The 15918-nt window shown below is 73.1% G+C and carries 11 protein-coding genes; 7 read left to right on the top strand and 4 right to left on the bottom strand.

All coding sequences use genetic code 11. The annotated features are described in order from the left end of the window. The 3 genes from ABZV94_RS15365 to ABZV94_RS15375 form a co-directional block, all read left to right on the top strand. Positions 1–1975, top strand: a 1975-nt coding sequence (locus tag ABZV94_RS15365; protein WP_356340723.1) for an ABC transporter permease, incomplete at its 5' end; no start/stop codon positions are given. 131 nt (positions 1976–2106) lie between these two features. Then, positions 2107–4842, top strand: a complete 2736-nt coding sequence (locus ABZV94_RS15370) for an FtsX-like permease family protein (RefSeq protein WP_356340724.1) — start codon at positions 2107–2109, stop codon at positions 4840–4842. A gap of 85 nt (positions 4843–4927) precedes the next feature. Next, complete coding sequence (locus ABZV94_RS15375; protein ID WP_356340725.1) at positions 4928–5878, top strand: ABC transporter ATP-binding protein; 951 nt, start codon at positions 4928–4930, stop codon at positions 5876–5878. Positions 5879–5893: 15 nt separating this feature from the next. Here ABZV94_RS15375 and ABZV94_RS15380 read toward each other — a convergent pair whose 3' ends face one another. Genes ABZV94_RS15380 through ettA form a run of 3 tightly spaced genes read right to left on the bottom strand, consistent with a single transcriptional unit; the run spans position 5894 to position 8679 of the window. Then, positions 5894–6574: a hypothetical protein gene (locus tag ABZV94_RS15380; RefSeq protein ID WP_356340726.1), complete on the bottom strand. Its 681-nt coding sequence runs from the start codon at positions 6572–6574 to the stop codon at positions 5894–5896. Then, positions 6571–7008: a thioesterase family protein gene (locus ABZV94_RS15385; protein ID WP_356340727.1), complete on the bottom strand. Its 438-nt coding sequence runs from the start codon at positions 7006–7008 to the stop codon at positions 6571–6573. Before ABZV94_RS15385 ends, ABZV94_RS15380 begins: the two co-directional genes overlap by 4 nt. Before the next feature lie 6 nt (positions 7009–7014). Continuing rightward, on the bottom strand, positions 7015–8679 hold the full coding sequence (gene ettA, locus ABZV94_RS15390; RefSeq protein WP_356340729.1) for an energy-dependent translational throttle protein EttA: 1665 nt from the start codon (positions 8677–8679) through the stop codon (positions 7015–7017). A 599-nt stretch (positions 8680–9278) separates the two neighbouring features. Here ettA and ABZV94_RS15395 point away from each other — a divergent pair. The 4 genes from ABZV94_RS15395 (at position 9279) to ABZV94_RS15410 (ending at position 14315) form a co-directional block, all read left to right on the top strand. After that, entirely contained in the window at positions 9279–9743 is a 465-nt protein-coding gene (locus ABZV94_RS15395; protein WP_356340730.1) for a hypothetical protein, read from the top strand. 174 nt (positions 9744–9917) lie between these two features. Further along, entirely contained in the window at positions 9918–11885 is a 1968-nt protein-coding gene (locus ABZV94_RS15400) for an NHL repeat-containing protein (RefSeq protein ID WP_356340732.1), read from the top strand. A gap of 312 nt (positions 11886–12197) precedes the next feature. After that, positions 12198–12884: a lytic polysaccharide monooxygenase gene (locus tag ABZV94_RS15405; RefSeq protein ID WP_356340733.1), complete on the top strand. Its 687-nt coding sequence runs from the start codon at positions 12198–12200 to the stop codon at positions 12882–12884. Between the two features lie 195 nt (positions 12885–13079). Further along, positions 13080–14315, top strand: coding sequence for a cellulose-binding domain-containing protein (locus ABZV94_RS15410; RefSeq protein ID WP_356340734.1), 1236 nt, complete (start codon positions 13080–13082; stop codon positions 14313–14315). Between the two features lie 17 nt (positions 14316–14332). Here ABZV94_RS15410 and ABZV94_RS15415 read toward each other — a convergent pair whose 3' ends face one another. Then, positions 14333–15661: a TQXA domain-containing protein gene (locus ABZV94_RS15415; protein WP_356340782.1), complete on the bottom strand. Its 1329-nt coding sequence runs from the start codon at positions 15659–15661 to the stop codon at positions 14333–14335. Between the last annotated feature and the right edge of the window lie 257 nt (positions 15662–15918).

A 15918-nucleotide genomic window follows, 5' to 3' on the forward strand; every position in this document is an offset into this window, starting at 1 on the left:
ACCGGCCCCGCTGCGCGCCGGCGCCGACCTCGGACTGCTCGCGATCGCCGGGGTCGCCTACTGGCAGCTGGGCCGGCAGGACTCCGGCGCCGTCGCCGCCGACCGGTCGGGTGCGCTCGGCGTCGATCCGCTGCTGGTGGCCGCGCCCGCGCTGGCCCTGCTCGCCGGGACCGTGCTCACGCTGCGGCTGCTGCCGCCCGTGGCGCGGTTCGCCGAACGGTGGGCGGCCGGCGGCCGGGGGCTGCCGGTGGCGCTGGCCGGCTGGCAGTTCAGCCGGCGCACCGCGCGCGCCGCGGGCCCGGTGCTGCTGCTCGTCCTCGCCGTCGCCCTCGGCATGCTCGCGATCGGCCAGGCCGCCTCCTGGGACCGCTCGCAGGACGACCAGGCCGACTTCCGGGCCGGGGTGCCGGTGCGGGTCCTGGCCACCGGGGAGGACCGGTTCGGCCGCACGGACCTGTACGCCGGCCTGCCCCGGGTGCGCGAGGCCGCCCCCGCGGTGCGCGCCGCCCAGCCGCTGTCCGGCGACCGCACGGCGACCGTGCTGGCCCTGGACACCGCGCACGCGGCGGACGCCGTCCTCATGCGGCCCGACCTGGCGGACGAACCGGTACGGCCGCTGCTGCGCCGGCTCACCCCCAAGGGCACCCCCGCCGGGGCCGGGGTCCCGGCCGGCACCGCCCGGCTGAAGCTCACGGCCCGTCTGCACAGTTCCACCGGGCCGGGCACCACGACCGCGGTGACGGTGACCCTGACCGACCGGTACGGGGTGCCGTACCAGCTGCCGGCCGGGCAGCTCCCCGCCGACGGCCGCCCGCACACCCTGACCCTCGCCCTCGGCACCGCCACCGGACCCGCGACCCTCACCGGTCTCCGCCTGGACCTGACCCAGCCCGCCGAGCGCGCCGAGCACCACCGCCTGACGATCGACGGCCTGACCGCGTCGGGCACCGACGGCACGGACCACCGGCTCACCCTGCCCGCCCGGTGGACCACCACCGCGGAAACCGGCGGCGCCGCCGTACCGAGCACCGCCACCAGCCCCACCCGCCCCCAGGTCACCGGCACCCGTCCGCCGACCTTCGCCTACAGCACCGGCTACCTCCCGGACGCCGACATCTGGACCGTCGCCTCCGTCACCCTCCGGCTCCAGGCCGCCCAGGCCGCGCCCGCCGAGGTGCCGGCCGTCGCGACCGACCGCTACCTGGCCGCGGCGGGCGCCCGCACCGGGCAGCGGGTCGACCTCACGATCGGCGACCGGCGGGTGCCGGTGCGGATCGTACGGGCGGTACGGGCGCTGCCGGCCACCATCGATCCGGCCGCCACCGGCGCGCACGACGGCGGAGCCGTCCTGCTCGACCTGCGCGCCCTGAACCAGCTGCTCCAGGCCCGGTACGGAGAGAACGCCACCCCCACCGAGTGGTGGCTCGCCACCGCGCCCCACGCCTCCGCGCACGTGGCCGCCGCCGTCCGGGCGCTGCCGGACGTGGATCCGGGGCAGGTCGTCGTCCGCGACGAGATCGCCGCCGAACTGCGCGACGACCCGTTCGGCGCCGGACCCGAGGCCGCGTTCACGGCGGCGGCCGTCGTCGCGGCGGCGCTCGCCGCGGTCGGCTTCGCGGTCGGCGCCGCCGGCGCGCAACGGGCCCGCGGCGCCGAGTTCGCCGTCCTGCGCGCACTCGGCGTACCGCGCCGCCAGCTGGCCCGCACGGTCGCCGCCGAACAGGCCGTCCTCGTCGGACTGGCCCTCGCGGTGGGCCTGGGCCTGGGCACCGCACTGGCCCGCGCCGTCCTGCCCCTCGTCGTCCTGACCGGCGAGGCGACCCGCCCGGTACCGGACCTGCTGGTCCGGCTCCCGTCGGCGAGAGTGGCGCTGCTGCTCGCCGCCGTCGCCCTGGCACCGCTGGCGATCGCGGCGACAGCCGCCGTACGTCGGGCCGATCCGGCGCGGGCGCTCCGTGCGCAGGGGGGTGAGTGACGTGCGGCGACCGGGGCGGAGACCCGGCATCACCCCGGGGGCCGCCACGTCGGAGGCGGCCCCGCCAGAGGCGGCGGTCGTGCGCCGGACGGACCCCGTACCGGCGCCGCCCGCACAGGGAGGTGGATGACATGGGCCGGCCGTCGACGCGCGTGGCCGCTCCGTGGGTGCGGACCCGGCTGCGGGCCGCGCCCGGTGCCGCCGTCGCGCTCGCGTTGCTGGTCGCTCTCGCCGCGTGCCTGGCGGGTGCCTTCCCGCGGGCGGTGGACCGGTACGAGGACGCGGGACTTGAGCGGACACTCCGGCAGGCCCGCCCGGAGCACACCACCGTACGGGTGTCGGCCCCCCAGCCCGACCTCGGCCTGCCGCCAGGGCGGCGCACCGCGGCACTGCGCCCCGACGCGCTCGGGCGGCAGTACGAGAAGGTGCTCGGCACGGTCGGCGGCCCGCTGAAGGTGCACCGCGCCCAGTCCGCGTACGGCGTCGCCGGCGCCGTCAGCCCGGCGGTGCCCGACCCGTGGCTGCCCCGGCCGACCGGACTGCCCGCCCGCATCTCGCTGGCCGCGCAGAGCGGCCTCGCCGAGCACGCGCGGGTACGCACCGGCCGGCTGCCGCGCGCCACGGAACCGGTCGACGCCTCGACCCCCGAGGTGGAGGCCGCCGTGACCGCCGCCACCGCCGAGGCCCTGCACATCAAGGTCGGTTCGGTCGTCCACATGCCGGCGCCCGGCCGCGAGCCGCTCGCCGTCCGGGTCACCGGCGTCCTCGTCCCGCGCGACCCCGGCGGCGCCTACTGGTCCACCGTCCCGCTGCTGCGGACCCCCACCCTGGTGACCCTGCCCACCCCCGGCCCGGACCCGGACAAGTACTGGCTCGGCGCACTGCTGCTCGCCCCCGAGGCGGCCCCCGCCCTGCTGGGCACCAGCACCGACCCGGTCCGCTACTGGCACCTCGCCCCCGATCTGCGCGGCCTGCACGCCCACGACCTGGACCGGCTGCGGCCGGCCGTCGCCGCCCTGGAGTCCGGGCCCGGCCTGCAACGCGCCCGCGCCGTCACCGACGACGCCACCGACATCGACACCGGCCTGGACGACGCCCTCGCCTCCTTCTCGCGGCTGCGCTCCGGCATCGCCCCGCTGGTCTCCGTGGCCGCCGCGGGCACCGCGACGGTCGTCGCCGTCGTCCTGCTCATGACCGGCGGACTGGCCGCCGACCGGCGCCGCGCCGAACTCGCCCTGCTGCGCGCCCGCGGCGCCTCCCTGCCCGGACTCGCCGGGCGGCTGCTCGCCGAGACCGCCGTGACCGCCGTACCGGCGGGCGCGCTCGGCCTGGCCGCGGCCCTGCTCCTGGTCCCCGCCGGCCGGGTCACCCCGGCCGTCCTGTCCGCCCTGGCCGTCACCCTGACCGCCTGCGCCGCCCTCCCCCTGCGCGCCGCCCTCGCCCACCGCACGGTCCGGCTGACGGCCCCCCGCGAGGACATCGCCTCGATACGGCCCTCCCGGCGCCGCGCGGTCGCCGAGCTGACCCTGCTGGTGCTCGCCGCCGGTGCGGTGGCCACCCTGCGCCGGCGCGGCACGACGGGCGACCAGCTGACCGCCGTGGCTCCCGTCCTGGTCGGTGTCATCGCCGCGCTGGTGCTGCTCCGCCTCCACCCGCCGCTGCTGCGCCGCCTGTCCGGTCCCGCCGGGCGGCTCCGCGGCGCGGTCGGCCACCTCTCCCTGGCCCGCGCGGGCCGCACCCAGGCCTCCGCGGTGCTCCCGCTCCTCGCCCTGCTGACCGCGCTGACCACGGCCGCGTTCGGCGGCTCGGTGCTGGCGGGCGTGGCCTCGCCCCGCGACCGGGCGGCCCCCCACACGGTCGGCGCGGACGCCCGCGCGGACGCGGGCGCCCCCCTGCCGGCCGACGCCCCCGCCCGGGCCCGCTCGGTCGCCGGGGTGCGCGCGGTGACGCCCGTGAGCATCGCCTACCAGGCGAAACCGGAGGACGGCGGGAACGAGGTACCCCTGGTGGGCGTCGACCCGCGGGGCTACGGCGCCCTGACGGCCCGCACCGGCTCCGGCGCCTTCCCGGCCGACCGGCTCACGGCCGGCGCCGACCACCGCTCGAGCCCCCTCCCCGCCGTCGCCTCCCCCTCCGTCGCCTCCTCGTACGGCACCCGGCGGCCCTTCCTGGTGCGGCTGGAGGACGGCAGCGCGATCACCGTGCGGATCGTCCTGGTCCGCGACCGCACACCCGCCGTCTCCGGTCCCGACTTCCTCCTCGTCGACCGGGCGGGCCTCCCCGCCCCCGCCGCCCGCCCCACGACCCTGCTGCTGACCGGCGACCCCGTGGACGCGGACGCCCTGCGCAAGGCCGTCGGGGACTCGGCCGCCGTACGGGTCCGGGCCGAGGAACGCGCCCGGTACGCCGACTCGCCCCTCCAGTCCGGCGCCGAGCACGTCTACACGGCGGCGGTCGCCGCGGGCGCCGGCTTCGCCGTGCTGGCCCTGCTGCTGTCGCTGCTCCGGGCCGCCCCCGAACGCTCCGCGCTGCTGGCCCGCCTGCGCACGATGGGCCTCACCCGCGCCCAGTCCCGCCGCCTGCTGATCCTCGAATCCCTGCCCCAGGCCCTGCTGGCCGCCCTGGGCGGCACACTGACCGGCTGGACCGCGATCCGCCTCCTCGCTCCCGGCATCGACCTGACGGCCGTCGCCCTCCCGTCGGCCCGCACTCCCACGGCCGAGGCCCGGCTCCGCCCGGACACCTGGTCCCTCCTGCTCCCGGCACTCGCCGTGGTGACGGTGGCGGTGGGAGTGGCGGCACTCCAGGCGTGGTGGACGGGGAGACGGGGGTCCGTCACCGAACTACGGGCGGGGGACGGCCGATGACCCCGCCCAGCGGCACCCCGCAGGCGCGGGCGGGCGACCCGCCCCCGCCCCGCACCGGCACGGCGCATCCCCCGCAGGAGACCCCATGACGACCGACCCCACCCTCACCGACCTCGCCCAACGGGTCACGGACGCCAGGACCACCCCCGGCTACGGCCACGACGCCCTGATCACCTGCGACCGCCTCGTCCGCATCTTCACCACCGCCGGCATCGAGGTCCAGGCCCTCCAGGGACTGGACCTCCTCGTCCGCGAGGGCGAACTGATGGCGCTGGTCGGCGCGTCCGGGAGCGGCAAGTCCACCCTGATGAACATCCTCGCCGGCCTCGACACCCCCACCGCCGGCGCGGCCCGCGTCGCCGGCCGCGACCTGCTCACCATGACCGCCGCCGACCGCCTCGCCTACCGCCGCGAGGTCGTCGGGTTCGTCTGGCAGCAGACCGCCCGCAACCTCCTCCCCTACCTCACCGCGGCCCAGAACGTCGCCCTTCCCCTCCAGCTCTCCCGCACCCGCAAGGGCCGCCGCGCGCGCACCGAACGCGCACTGGAACTCCTGGAGTTGCTTCAGGTGGCCGACTGCCGCGACCGCCGACCGCAGCAGATGTCCGGCGGCCAGCAGCAGCGGGTCGCGATCGCCGTGGCCCTCGCCAACGACCCGGCCGTCCTGCTCGCCGACGAACCCACCGGCGAACTCGACTCCCAGACGGCCGCCCAGATCTTCGACGCGTTCCGCACGGCCAACGAGACCCTGGGCACCACGGTCGTCATCGTCACGCACGACCAGGCGGTGGCGAGCGAGGTCCGCCGCACGGTGGCCATCCGGGACGGCCGAACCTCCACCGAGGTGCTGCGCCGCAGCGAGATCGACGCGGCGACCGGCCACGAGACGGTCGTGGCCCGCGAGTACGCCATGCTCGACCGCGCGGGCCGCCTCCAGCTGCCCGCCGACTACCTCCGCGCCCTGGACATGCGCGACCGCGTGGCCCTGGAACTGGAATCCGACCACATCGGCGTGTGGCCGGACGACACCCGGTGAGCCGGACCGCCCGGCTCAGCGCACGCTGACCCCGAAGGCCCCGAACAGCCCCGCCTGCCGCACGGCCACCGAGCCGTACGGCGTACGCAGCCGCAGCCACGCCCCCGAGGAGAACAGCGCGATGTCGCCCGCCCCGGTGCCGGGCCGCAGGAAGCCCAGGGACCGCGCCGCGTGCACCGCCCGTACCGGCAGCCGGGTGCCCGCGATCTGCCGGGACCAGATGTCCTGCCCGATCCGGTCCAGCTCCGCGCGGGTACGGCCCTGCGGCCCCAGCTCCTCGGTGCGCGAGCGGAACTCGGCCACCGCCGCGGCGACCGTGGCACCCAGCGCGTCGGGCGCCGGAAGCCCCGGCTCGGGCCGCCAGCCGGCACGCGGCGGCAGCACCCCGGCCCACGGCGGCCCGGTGACCGCGCCGGGCACGGCGGCGGTGGCCGCGCGCTCGTCCACGGACTCCAGGAACTCACCGGCGGAGACGGTCGCGTCTAGCGTGACGTCGAGCCCGTCCTCGTACGGCTTCGCCAGCCGCACCGCGCGGACGGCCAGCACCTCGAAGGACGGCGGCCGGCCGAAGACGGCGAGTGCGGTGCCGGCCGCCTGAAGCCGCACCGCGGCTCCACGGTCGAAGTGGAGCAGCCGGGAGAGGAAGGCGGCGAGGTCCGCCGCCTCCGTCTCGTCGGCCAGGTGCAGCACGGTCATGCCGCGACGGCCTCCCCTTCGGGCGCGCCGTCCTCGGCGGCCTCGGCGGCGTCCGTGTACTCCTGGAGGAACGCACGCTCCTCCGCGGTGATCCGCCGCGGACGCTGGGCGTCGAAGTCGAACGGGACGATGACCGTCGACGCCCGCACGTAGACGAGATCGCCGTCCTTCACCTCGTAGGTGAGGGTGAAGGACGCGGCCTTGATCTCGGTGACCCACAGCTCGATGTCCACCGGCTCGTGCCGGTGGACGAGCTGCCGCTTGTAGTCGATCTCGTGGCGCGCCACCACGGACCCCTGCTTGAAGTCCTTGTCCGGGCGGAACAGGAAGTCGATGCGGGCTTCCTCCAGGTAGCGGAGGAACACCACGTTGTTCACGTGGCCGTACGCGTCCATGTCCGCCCAGCGCAGCGGGCAGCGGTAGATGTGGCGCAAGACCGATCAGCCCCGGGTCAGCTTCTTGTAGGTGGCGCGGTGCGGACGCGCGGCGTCCGGGCCGAGCCGCTCGATCTTGTTCTTCTCGTACGACTCGAAGTTGCCCTCGAACCAGAACCACTTCGACTCACCCTCGTAGGCGAGGATGTGCGTCGCGACGCGGTCGAGGAACCACCGGTCGTGGGAGACGACGACGGCGCAGCCGGGGAAGTCCAGCAGCGCGTTCTCCAGGCTGGAGAGCGTCTCGACGTCGAGGTCGTTGGTGGGCTCGTCGAGGAGCAGCAGGTTGCCGCCCTGCTTCAGGGTCAGCGCCAGGTTGAGCCGGTTGCGCTCACCGCCGGAGAGCACGCCGGCCGGCTTCTGCTGGTCCGGGCCCTTGAAGCCGAACGCGGACACGTACGCCCGGGACGGCATCTCGACCTGGCCGACGTTGATGTAGTCGAGGCCGTCGGACACGACCTCCCACAGCGTCTTCTTCGGGTCGATGTTCTCGCGGCTCTGGTCGACGTAGGAGATCTTGACGGTGTCGCCGACCTTGATGTCACCGGAGTCCGGCGTCTCCAGACCCTGGATCATCTTGAAGAGGGTGGTCTTGCCGGCACCGTTCGGACCGATGACACCCACGATCCCGTTCCGCGGCAGCGTGAACGACAGCCCGTCGACCAGCACCTTCTCGCCGAACGACTTGTGCAGGTCGTTGACCTCGACCACGACGTTGCCCAGACGCGGGCCCGGCGGGATCTGGATCTCCTCGAAGTCCAGCTTCCGCATCTTCTCCGCCTCGGCGGCCATCTCCTCGTACCGCGCGAGACGGGCCTTGGACTTGGCCTGCCGCCCCTTGGCGTTCGAGCGGACCCACTCCAGCTCTTCCTTGAGCCGCTTCTGCCGCTTGGCGTCCTTCTGGCCCTCGACCTTGAGGCGGGCGGCCTTGGTCTCCAGGTACTTGGAGTAGTTGCCCTCGTAACCGTGGAGGCGGCCCCGGTCGACCTCGCAGATCCAGCCGGCGACGTTGTCCAGGAAGTACCGGTCGTGGGTGACGGCGACGACGGTGCCCGGGTACTTGGCGAGATGCTGCTCCAGCCAGTTCACGGACTCGGCGTCGAGGTGGTTGGTGGGCTCGTCGAGCAGCAGCAGGTCGGGCTGCTGGAGCAGCAGCTTGCACAGCGCGACGCGGCGGCGCTCACCACCGGAGAGGTTGGTCACCGGCCAGTCGCCGGGCGGGCAGCCCAGGGCGTCCATGGCCTGCTCCAGCTGGGCGTCCAGGTCCCAGGCCTCGGCGTGGTCGAGTTCCTCCTGGAGCTTGCCCATCTCCTCCAGCAGCGCGTCCGAGTAGTCGGTCGCCATCAGCTCGGCGATCTCGTTGAACCGGTCGAGCTTGCCCTTGATCTCGGCGACACCCTCCTGGACGTTCTCCAGGACGGTCTTGTCCTCGGTCAGCGGCGGCTCCTGGAGCAGGATGCCGACGGTGTACCCGGGCGCGAGGAAGGCGTCGCCGTTCGACGGCTGCTCCAGCCCCGCCATGATCTTCAGGATCGTCGACTTACCGGCGCCGTTCGGGCCGACAACACCGATCTTTGCGCCAGGCAGGAAGTTCAGGGAGACGTCGTCAAGGATCACCTTGTCGCCGTGCGCCTTGCGCGCCTTGCGCATGGTGTAGATGTACTCAGCCAAGAGAAACCGTCCGGCAGCTTGAAATCTGGCAGTGGGCAGATACACCCCATCTTGCCTGACCGCCACCCCTGGGGGGAAACCCGGACAGCCGGGAGGCTCTGACCTGGCCATCTCCGGCGCCGACCGCGCCGCCGCGCCCGGCCTGGGGGTCACCGCCGGGCGACCTCGGGACTCCGGCAGGGCACCGGCCACGGTTGCGGCTACGGCTACGGCTACGGCTACGGCTACGGCTACGGCTACGGCCGCATGATCCTCGGCGCGGTCGCCACGCTGGCGAGTGCGGGCCACTCCGACGCGCGCGTACGCAGGCCACTCAATACGCGCATGCGCCCCGGATCGCGGGTGTTCGCCGGCCTCTCGGCAGCGGTGGCGGTTCTCCACGGCAGCGCTGAGAATGGTGATTGTCGGCCCGATGCCCTGTCGAGTGATCGAGCGTCGGTGCGGGCAGCGACATCAGGTGGGGACATTTTCCGCTGCCCTTTTTCTCTCGCCTCCGACAAGCCATACCGAACCCTTTCCAGGTGAATCGGAAACTTTCCGAGTCGACGCCGCGTCGGGGCACGAGTGACGTTTCGCAACGACTGCCGGGAGGACGCATCGTGGCACTCACCGAGACGGATCTGCTCAGGATGGGCGACAAGGGATTGGTGGAACTCTTCCGTGCCAGTCCGCCGGGGGACATTCCGCACGGCCCGCTGGAGGGCACGGGCATCGTCCGGTGGGGAGGCAGGTGGCTGGCCGAGCCGCTGGCCTGGCTCGTGCGCATGGCCGTGTGGCGGGGAAAGGTCTTCGACCACGAGGGCTATCTGAGCAATCGGATGACCTCGTTCGACGTCCTTGCCGTCGTGGCGCAGGTCTACACCGGGCCGAGCCTGATGGACGACCAGGAATGCATCGTCATCGACTATTCCAAAATATCGCTGGTCGCTCGGGGCGTTCGCGACGAGATGCGGGAAGTCGGTCCAGGACTCTACCTGGGCGTGGTCTGGCTGCTGGGAACTCGGGTCGGCTGGTTCACACTGAGGGTGCCGGAAATCGGCTCGGCAGGCACCGAGGTGACGTAGGCCACGGCAGGCAGCCTCTTTTACTGCTCGATCCGCTCCGCGCGGCTTTCCGGCCCGCGAGGTATTCCCGCCGACCGTCACAGCGATGCCCTTTTCTTCCCACTGCTCGGCTGCTCGGCTCTTCGGCTCTTCGGCTCTTCGGCTCTTCGGCTTCGCGGAGCAAAGGGAAAATCCATGAGTATTTCTGATACGCACGGTCGTGCGCTGCCGGCCCGTGAGGCGCGCCACGGCAAGGCGCGGGCCCGGGTCCTGCGACTGGCGTCGGCCACCGTCGCGGCGGCCTGTGCGGCCTTCGCCCTGCCGGCACCAGCGCTCGGCGCCGCCCCCGCCTCCTTGCAGGGGACCGTCACCGGCGCGGGCAAGCCGCTCCGGGGCGCCCAGGTCACGCTCATGGCCGGGTCACGCTCCGGAGTCACGCAGCTGGGGCAGGCCACGACCGACACCCACGGCTCCTTCCGGATCACGTACACCAAGCCCGCCGACGGCGTGGTCTACGCCGAGACGACGTCCCAGCAGGCGCACCGGCTCAAACTGCGCTCGGTCGTCGGGTTCGGCTCGGGCGGCGCGGTACACGAGCGGATGCTGGACAAGGTGACGGTCAACGAACTGACCACCGTCGCCGCGACGTACGCCTTCGCCCAGTTCGGCGACCAGCACGGCATCACCGGCCCCGCTCCGGGGCTTCAGAACGCGGCGGCGACCTCGTTCAGCCTCGCCGACCCCACGACCGGCAAGCCGGCCAAGGCTCTCACCGGTGACAGCGCCAACCAGGAGACGCTCACGACGCAGAACACACTGGCCAACCTGGTCTCACTCTGCGTGACGGACAGTGCGAGATGCGACAGGCTGATCCGACTGGCGACACCGGCCGGCGGCAGCCCGCCGCCCGACACCGTGCAGGCGGTCCTCGACCTGGCCCGCAATCCGACACAGTCCCCGGCCCGCCTGGAGGCACTCGCTCGGGCCGCGACCGTGTTCACTCCGGCGCTCACCTCGGCACCCCGCTCCTGGATCCTGGCGGTGCGCCATCCCGCTCCCGAGGTTTACGCACCGGGCCGCATCGCGTTCGACGCGAAGGGCAACGTATGGGCGACCAACAACTGGAAGCCGGGTACGAGGGATCCCAGCCCCTACGTCACCGTGCAGGATCCGACCGGCCGGCCGACCCTGGGCAGCCCCATCGGCGGAGGGGGCATGAAGGGCGGAGCCTGGGGCCTGGCGATCGATCACAGCGGAGCCGTGTGGGCGCCCAGCTACGGCGGCAACGCGATGTCGAAGTACTCCGCCTCCGGCAAGCCGTTGTCACCCTCCGCCGGGTGGAAGGACGGCGACCTCGTCAAACCGCAGGGCGTCGCCGTCGACCAGCGGGGCAACATATGGATCGCCAACTCCCACGGCCTCAAGGGCAAGCCCGGGGTGGGCAGCGTCGTGGTCTATCCCCACGGCGATCCACGCAAGGCCGTCACCATCACCGACAAGAGCTTCAACCACCCGTTCGCCGTGCAGATCGACGGCCGGGGGCGGGCCTGGGTCACCAACAGCCACCTCTCCTACCAGCAGATCAGGGAATCGGGCCGGCCCAGCAAGGTCGGTGGAAGCGTCACGGTCATCGGCCCCGACTTCAAACCGGTCACCTCCACCACCGACAAGTCCCTCCAGGCGCCCATCGGGCTCGCCCTGGACAGCAAGGGCAACGCCTGGGTGGCCAACTTCTTCAGCAGCGCGGTCACCGAGATCCGGCCGAACGGAACCGTCGCGGGCGTGCGCCAACTGCCCAAGCGGGTCTTCCCCTGGTCGGTCGCCATCGACGGCCAGGACCGCGTATGGGTCGCCGGCTTCGGCAACTCCTCCGTGACCCTCCTGTGCGGAGTGAACACCAGAGCCTGCCCGTCCGGCGCGTCCGTCGGCACGGTCCTCTCCCCCACGGACGGCTTCCGGAACGCAGCGATCCAGCACCTCACAGCCGTACAGATCGACTCCTCGGGCAACGCCTGGGTGGCCAACAACTGGTCGAAGATCGTCCCGCCCACCGGCGGTGTGGGTCTGGTGGAACTCATCGGCGCCGCCACCCCTGTCTGCACGCCCCTGACCCCTCTGCCGACGCGCCCGTCGTCGGCAACCACCAGCGCCTGCCCGAAGTAGGCCACGCGGGCCGACCGTCGGCCCCGTGAGCTTACGGCGCACCGGACGAGCCTGCGGATTGTCACCGGGGTGCGGAAAACGGAGCCCTCGCGGACGTGATGGCCGAGGTCATGGTCCGCGCGAGGGCTCCGCTGTGACCACTGGAGTCCGCCGGTGTCGGCGCCGCCGGACGCGGCGCGTTTCAGGTTTGGCGGAAACAAACGGTTGCCGCCGTGGAGCGCCACCCGCAGCCTGGAGGGCGCGGGAGCGCTCCCATGGCGCTTCCGCCACAACCCCACAGGGAACGGACTCCCCCACAGGAAGAGCCTCCTCATGCATTGTCATGACCATGTTCAGAGTCGGCACGCACGTCGTACGGGCAGCCGCCTGGCGCTCGTCCTGAGCACCCTCGCAGCGGTGCTCGCCAGCCTGATCACCTGGGGCGGCACGGCCTCCGCCCACGGCTCGGTGATCGACCCGGCCTCCCGCAACTACGGCTGCTGGCAGCGCTGGGGCAGCGACTTCCAGAACCCGGCGATGGCGCAACAGGACCCCATGTGCTGGCAGGCATGGCAGGCCAACCCCAACGCCATGTGGAACTGGAACGGCCTCTACCGCAACGGTTCCGCCGGCAACTTCCCGGCCGTCATCCCCAACGGACAGCTGTGCAGCGGCGGCCAGACCGAGGGCGGCCGCTACAACTCCCTGGACGCCGTCGGCCCCTGGAAGACCACGGACATCGGCGCCGACTTCACCGTGAAGCTGTACGACCAGGCCAGCCACGGCGCCGACTACTTCCTCGTCTACGTCACCCGACAGGGCTTCGACCCCACCAAGCAGCCGCTGACCTGGAACGATCTGCAACTCGTCACCAAGACCGGCAAGTACGCGCCCAGCCAGAACTACTCGATCCCCGTCAGCACCTCCGGCTACAGCGGCCGGCACGTCGTCTACACCATCTGGCAGGCCTCGCACATGGACCAGACGTACTTCCTGTGCAGTGACGTGAACTTCCGCTGACCGCCACCCCCGCCCAACAGCTCACCGTCATCACCCCCGTCCCCACCCGACGGACGCGGCTCGGCCGAGCGCGGACCGGGCCGTGTCCGTGCCGGTGTCCGCGCCCGAGTACGTGTCCGTCGGGAGCGCTCCCAGAGGGGGCCCTCCCCCTCCCCCCTCCCCTCCCCTCCCCTCCCCTCCCGCTAGGAGCCGCACATGCCCGCCCTGCTCGCGCGATGCCGGCGATGGCTGCGCAGGTCCTGGACCGCAGCCGCAGGCACAGCCCTCACCACGGTGGCGACCAAAGCCACGGTCTCGACTGCGGCCGTTCTCGCGCTGGCGGTCCCGCTCCTGGTGGCGGGGCCCGCCGACGGCGCCGCCACGGCGTCCGGATGCCGGGTCGACTACACCGCCAACCAGTGGACCGGCGGCTACACCGCCCAGATCCGCGTCACCAACCTCGGCCCCGCGCTGAACGGCTGGCGCCTGACCTGGACCTACGGCGGCGACCAGCACGTCACCTCGGCCTGGAACGCCACCGTCACCCAGACCGGCCACTCCGTGACCGCCGTCAGCACGGACTGGAACGCCGTCCTGCCCAGCGGTGCAGGCACCGACTTCGGGCTGCAGGGGACCTGGCAGTCCGCCGACCCCGCACCCACCGACTTCAGCCTCAACGGCGTACCCTGCGACGGTGACGGCACCGTCCCGCCGACCACGCCACCCACCACGCCGGGCACCCCTCCCCCCACGGACCCGTCCGCCGACTGCGGGTCCGCCGTCCTCTGCACCGGCTTCGAGGACCAGGCCGGCACCTCACCGTCCGGCGACTGGCGCTTCACCGCGCCCGACTGCCAGGGCACAGGAACGGTCGCCGTCGACACGGTGGTCGCGCACGGCGGCACCAGGTCACTGCGCGTGGACGGGCGGGCCGGCTACTGCAACCACGCCTTCGTCGCCGCCACCACCGACCTGTCGTCGGTCGGCCCGATGCTGTACGTCCGCCTCTGGATCCGACACACGACCCCGCTTCCCTCCTCCCATGTCACCTTCGTGTCCATGCCGGACTCCTCCCAGGACGGCCGGGCGCTGCGGGTCGGCGGGCAGAACGGCGCGCTCCAGTGGAACAGGGAGAGCGACGACGCCACGCTGCCCGCGCAGAGTCCGGCCGGGGTGGCGCTGAGCAGGCCGCTTCCGACGGGCAGTTGGCAGTGCCTGCGGTTCGCGGTCGACACCACCGCGCCGAAACTGGACACCTGGCTCGGCAACGAGAAGGTGCCCGGACTGCACGCCGACGCGGTGCCGACCCAGGACGTCGACCAGCAGTGGCTGTCCCGGACCACGCCGCCCCGGCCCACGGCTCTGCGGCTCGGCTGGGAGGGCTACGGCACCGGCGACGACACCCTGTGGTTCGACGACGTGGCCGTCGGCTCGGCGCCGATCGGTTGCTGACGCATCCCGCTCACGGGTCACCCGCCGTGGGTGGACTCCCTCTGGCGCAGCACGATCAGGACCACGCCGCCGATCACCACCAGCCCGATGGCCACGCCCGCGATCAGGGGGGTGATCATCGAACCGCCGGTCGCGGCCAGGTTGGTGGTGTCCGCGGTGTCGCCGCCCGCGGTGGCCGGGCTGGGTTCGGTGTGGAGCTGGGCCGTCTCCGTCGTGATCGTGCCCTGGGTCTTGCAGTCCAGGACGCCGGTGAAGCGCTGGCTGAAGCCATGGGGGCCGGTGATCGTGAAGTCGTACGCCTGGTCCTCCTGGAGCGGCACGGTCACCGTGCGGGACGCGCCCGCGGGGATCGTGTGCTCGGTGCCCATCAGACCGAAGGTGAACGCTTCGTCACCCTTGTTGACCGTGGTGATGTCCACGCCGCCCTTGGCGCAGTTCTCGCGGGCCGACACCGCCGGTACGGCGCCCTTTCCCGCCCAGCCGGCCGTCGCGGTCGCGGAGACCGTGGACTCGCTGGAGCCGGCCAGTATCTGGGTCTGGCTGCGGCTGTCGGAGGCGAAGGCCCGTCCCACCGGCACGGTCGTCGACGCCTGCACGGTCAGCTGGGCCGCTCCGTCCGCCGCGTCCTCGGGGACGTCGAAGAACAGCTGGCTGCCGTTCTTCGCCGAGGTGATCACCTTGCCTGTCTTGTCGATGATCCGCACTCCGCTGGTGGCCGCGTCCGCCGGCGGGTTCACCGTGACCGCGCCCGCGTTGGTGTGCACGGTCACCGGCCCGAGCAGGTCGCCCGGCCGGCCGGAGACCGCGGGTGGGTCCAGGGTGAGCGAGGCCTGCGGTTCGGCGACGTTCCGGGCGCTCTTCTCCAGGTAGTCGGCGAGCTTCTCGGCCCGTGGGTCCACCGCGTCGACCTTCGCGCCGTCGGAGTAGCGCCAGATGGCCACCTGGGTGCCGGCCGCCGCGTCCTGCTCGGTCAGCCCGCTCGCTCCCGCGCGCCGGGCGAGTGCGGCGAGGTCGTTGACCTGGGGGTAGGAGTTCTGGAGGATCCAGCGGATCCGGCCGGCGTCCTTGTTGGTGCCCAGCGAGGTGCCGCTCCAGGGGGTCTCCTGGTATCTGGCGTCCCGCTGGGTCGGGTTGTAGAGGTCGATGCAGTACGTCTGCAGGGTGCCGCCACCGTCCACGGACATCTCGAACAGGCCCGCGGACACCCGCTGGTCGCCGCCGTCCTCGTGGATCACGGCCTCGCCGTAGGTCTTCAGTCCGTTGATCGTGGCCGTCGCGCCGCCCTGGGCCTGCGGTGTGTCCTCGGCCACGGCCGTACCGGCACCGGACAGCACGCCGGCCGCCATGAGGGCGGTCACCGTGGCGGCGGCGGCCGGACGGGCCGTTCCCGTGGACCGGCAGAACCCAGAGAGCGCAGCAAGCACAGAATTCCCCTTCGAGCAGGACCCGTTGAAGCGGGGGGACGGTCCCACCAGCAGAATCGGCAGCCCCTAGGGGCACGCCCGGCATCCTATGGATCACCCGGAGCCTCACCCGCCGGTCGGATCATCCGATGGCCGATCCGATCCGCAATCGTTATCGCGGGGACCGTCCGTGAGCTGCC

The organism is Streptomyces sp. NPDC004658, from assembly GCF_040609555.1.
In the GTDB taxonomy this organism is placed as follows: Bacteria; Actinomycetota; Actinomycetes; order Streptomycetales; family Streptomycetaceae; genus Streptomyces.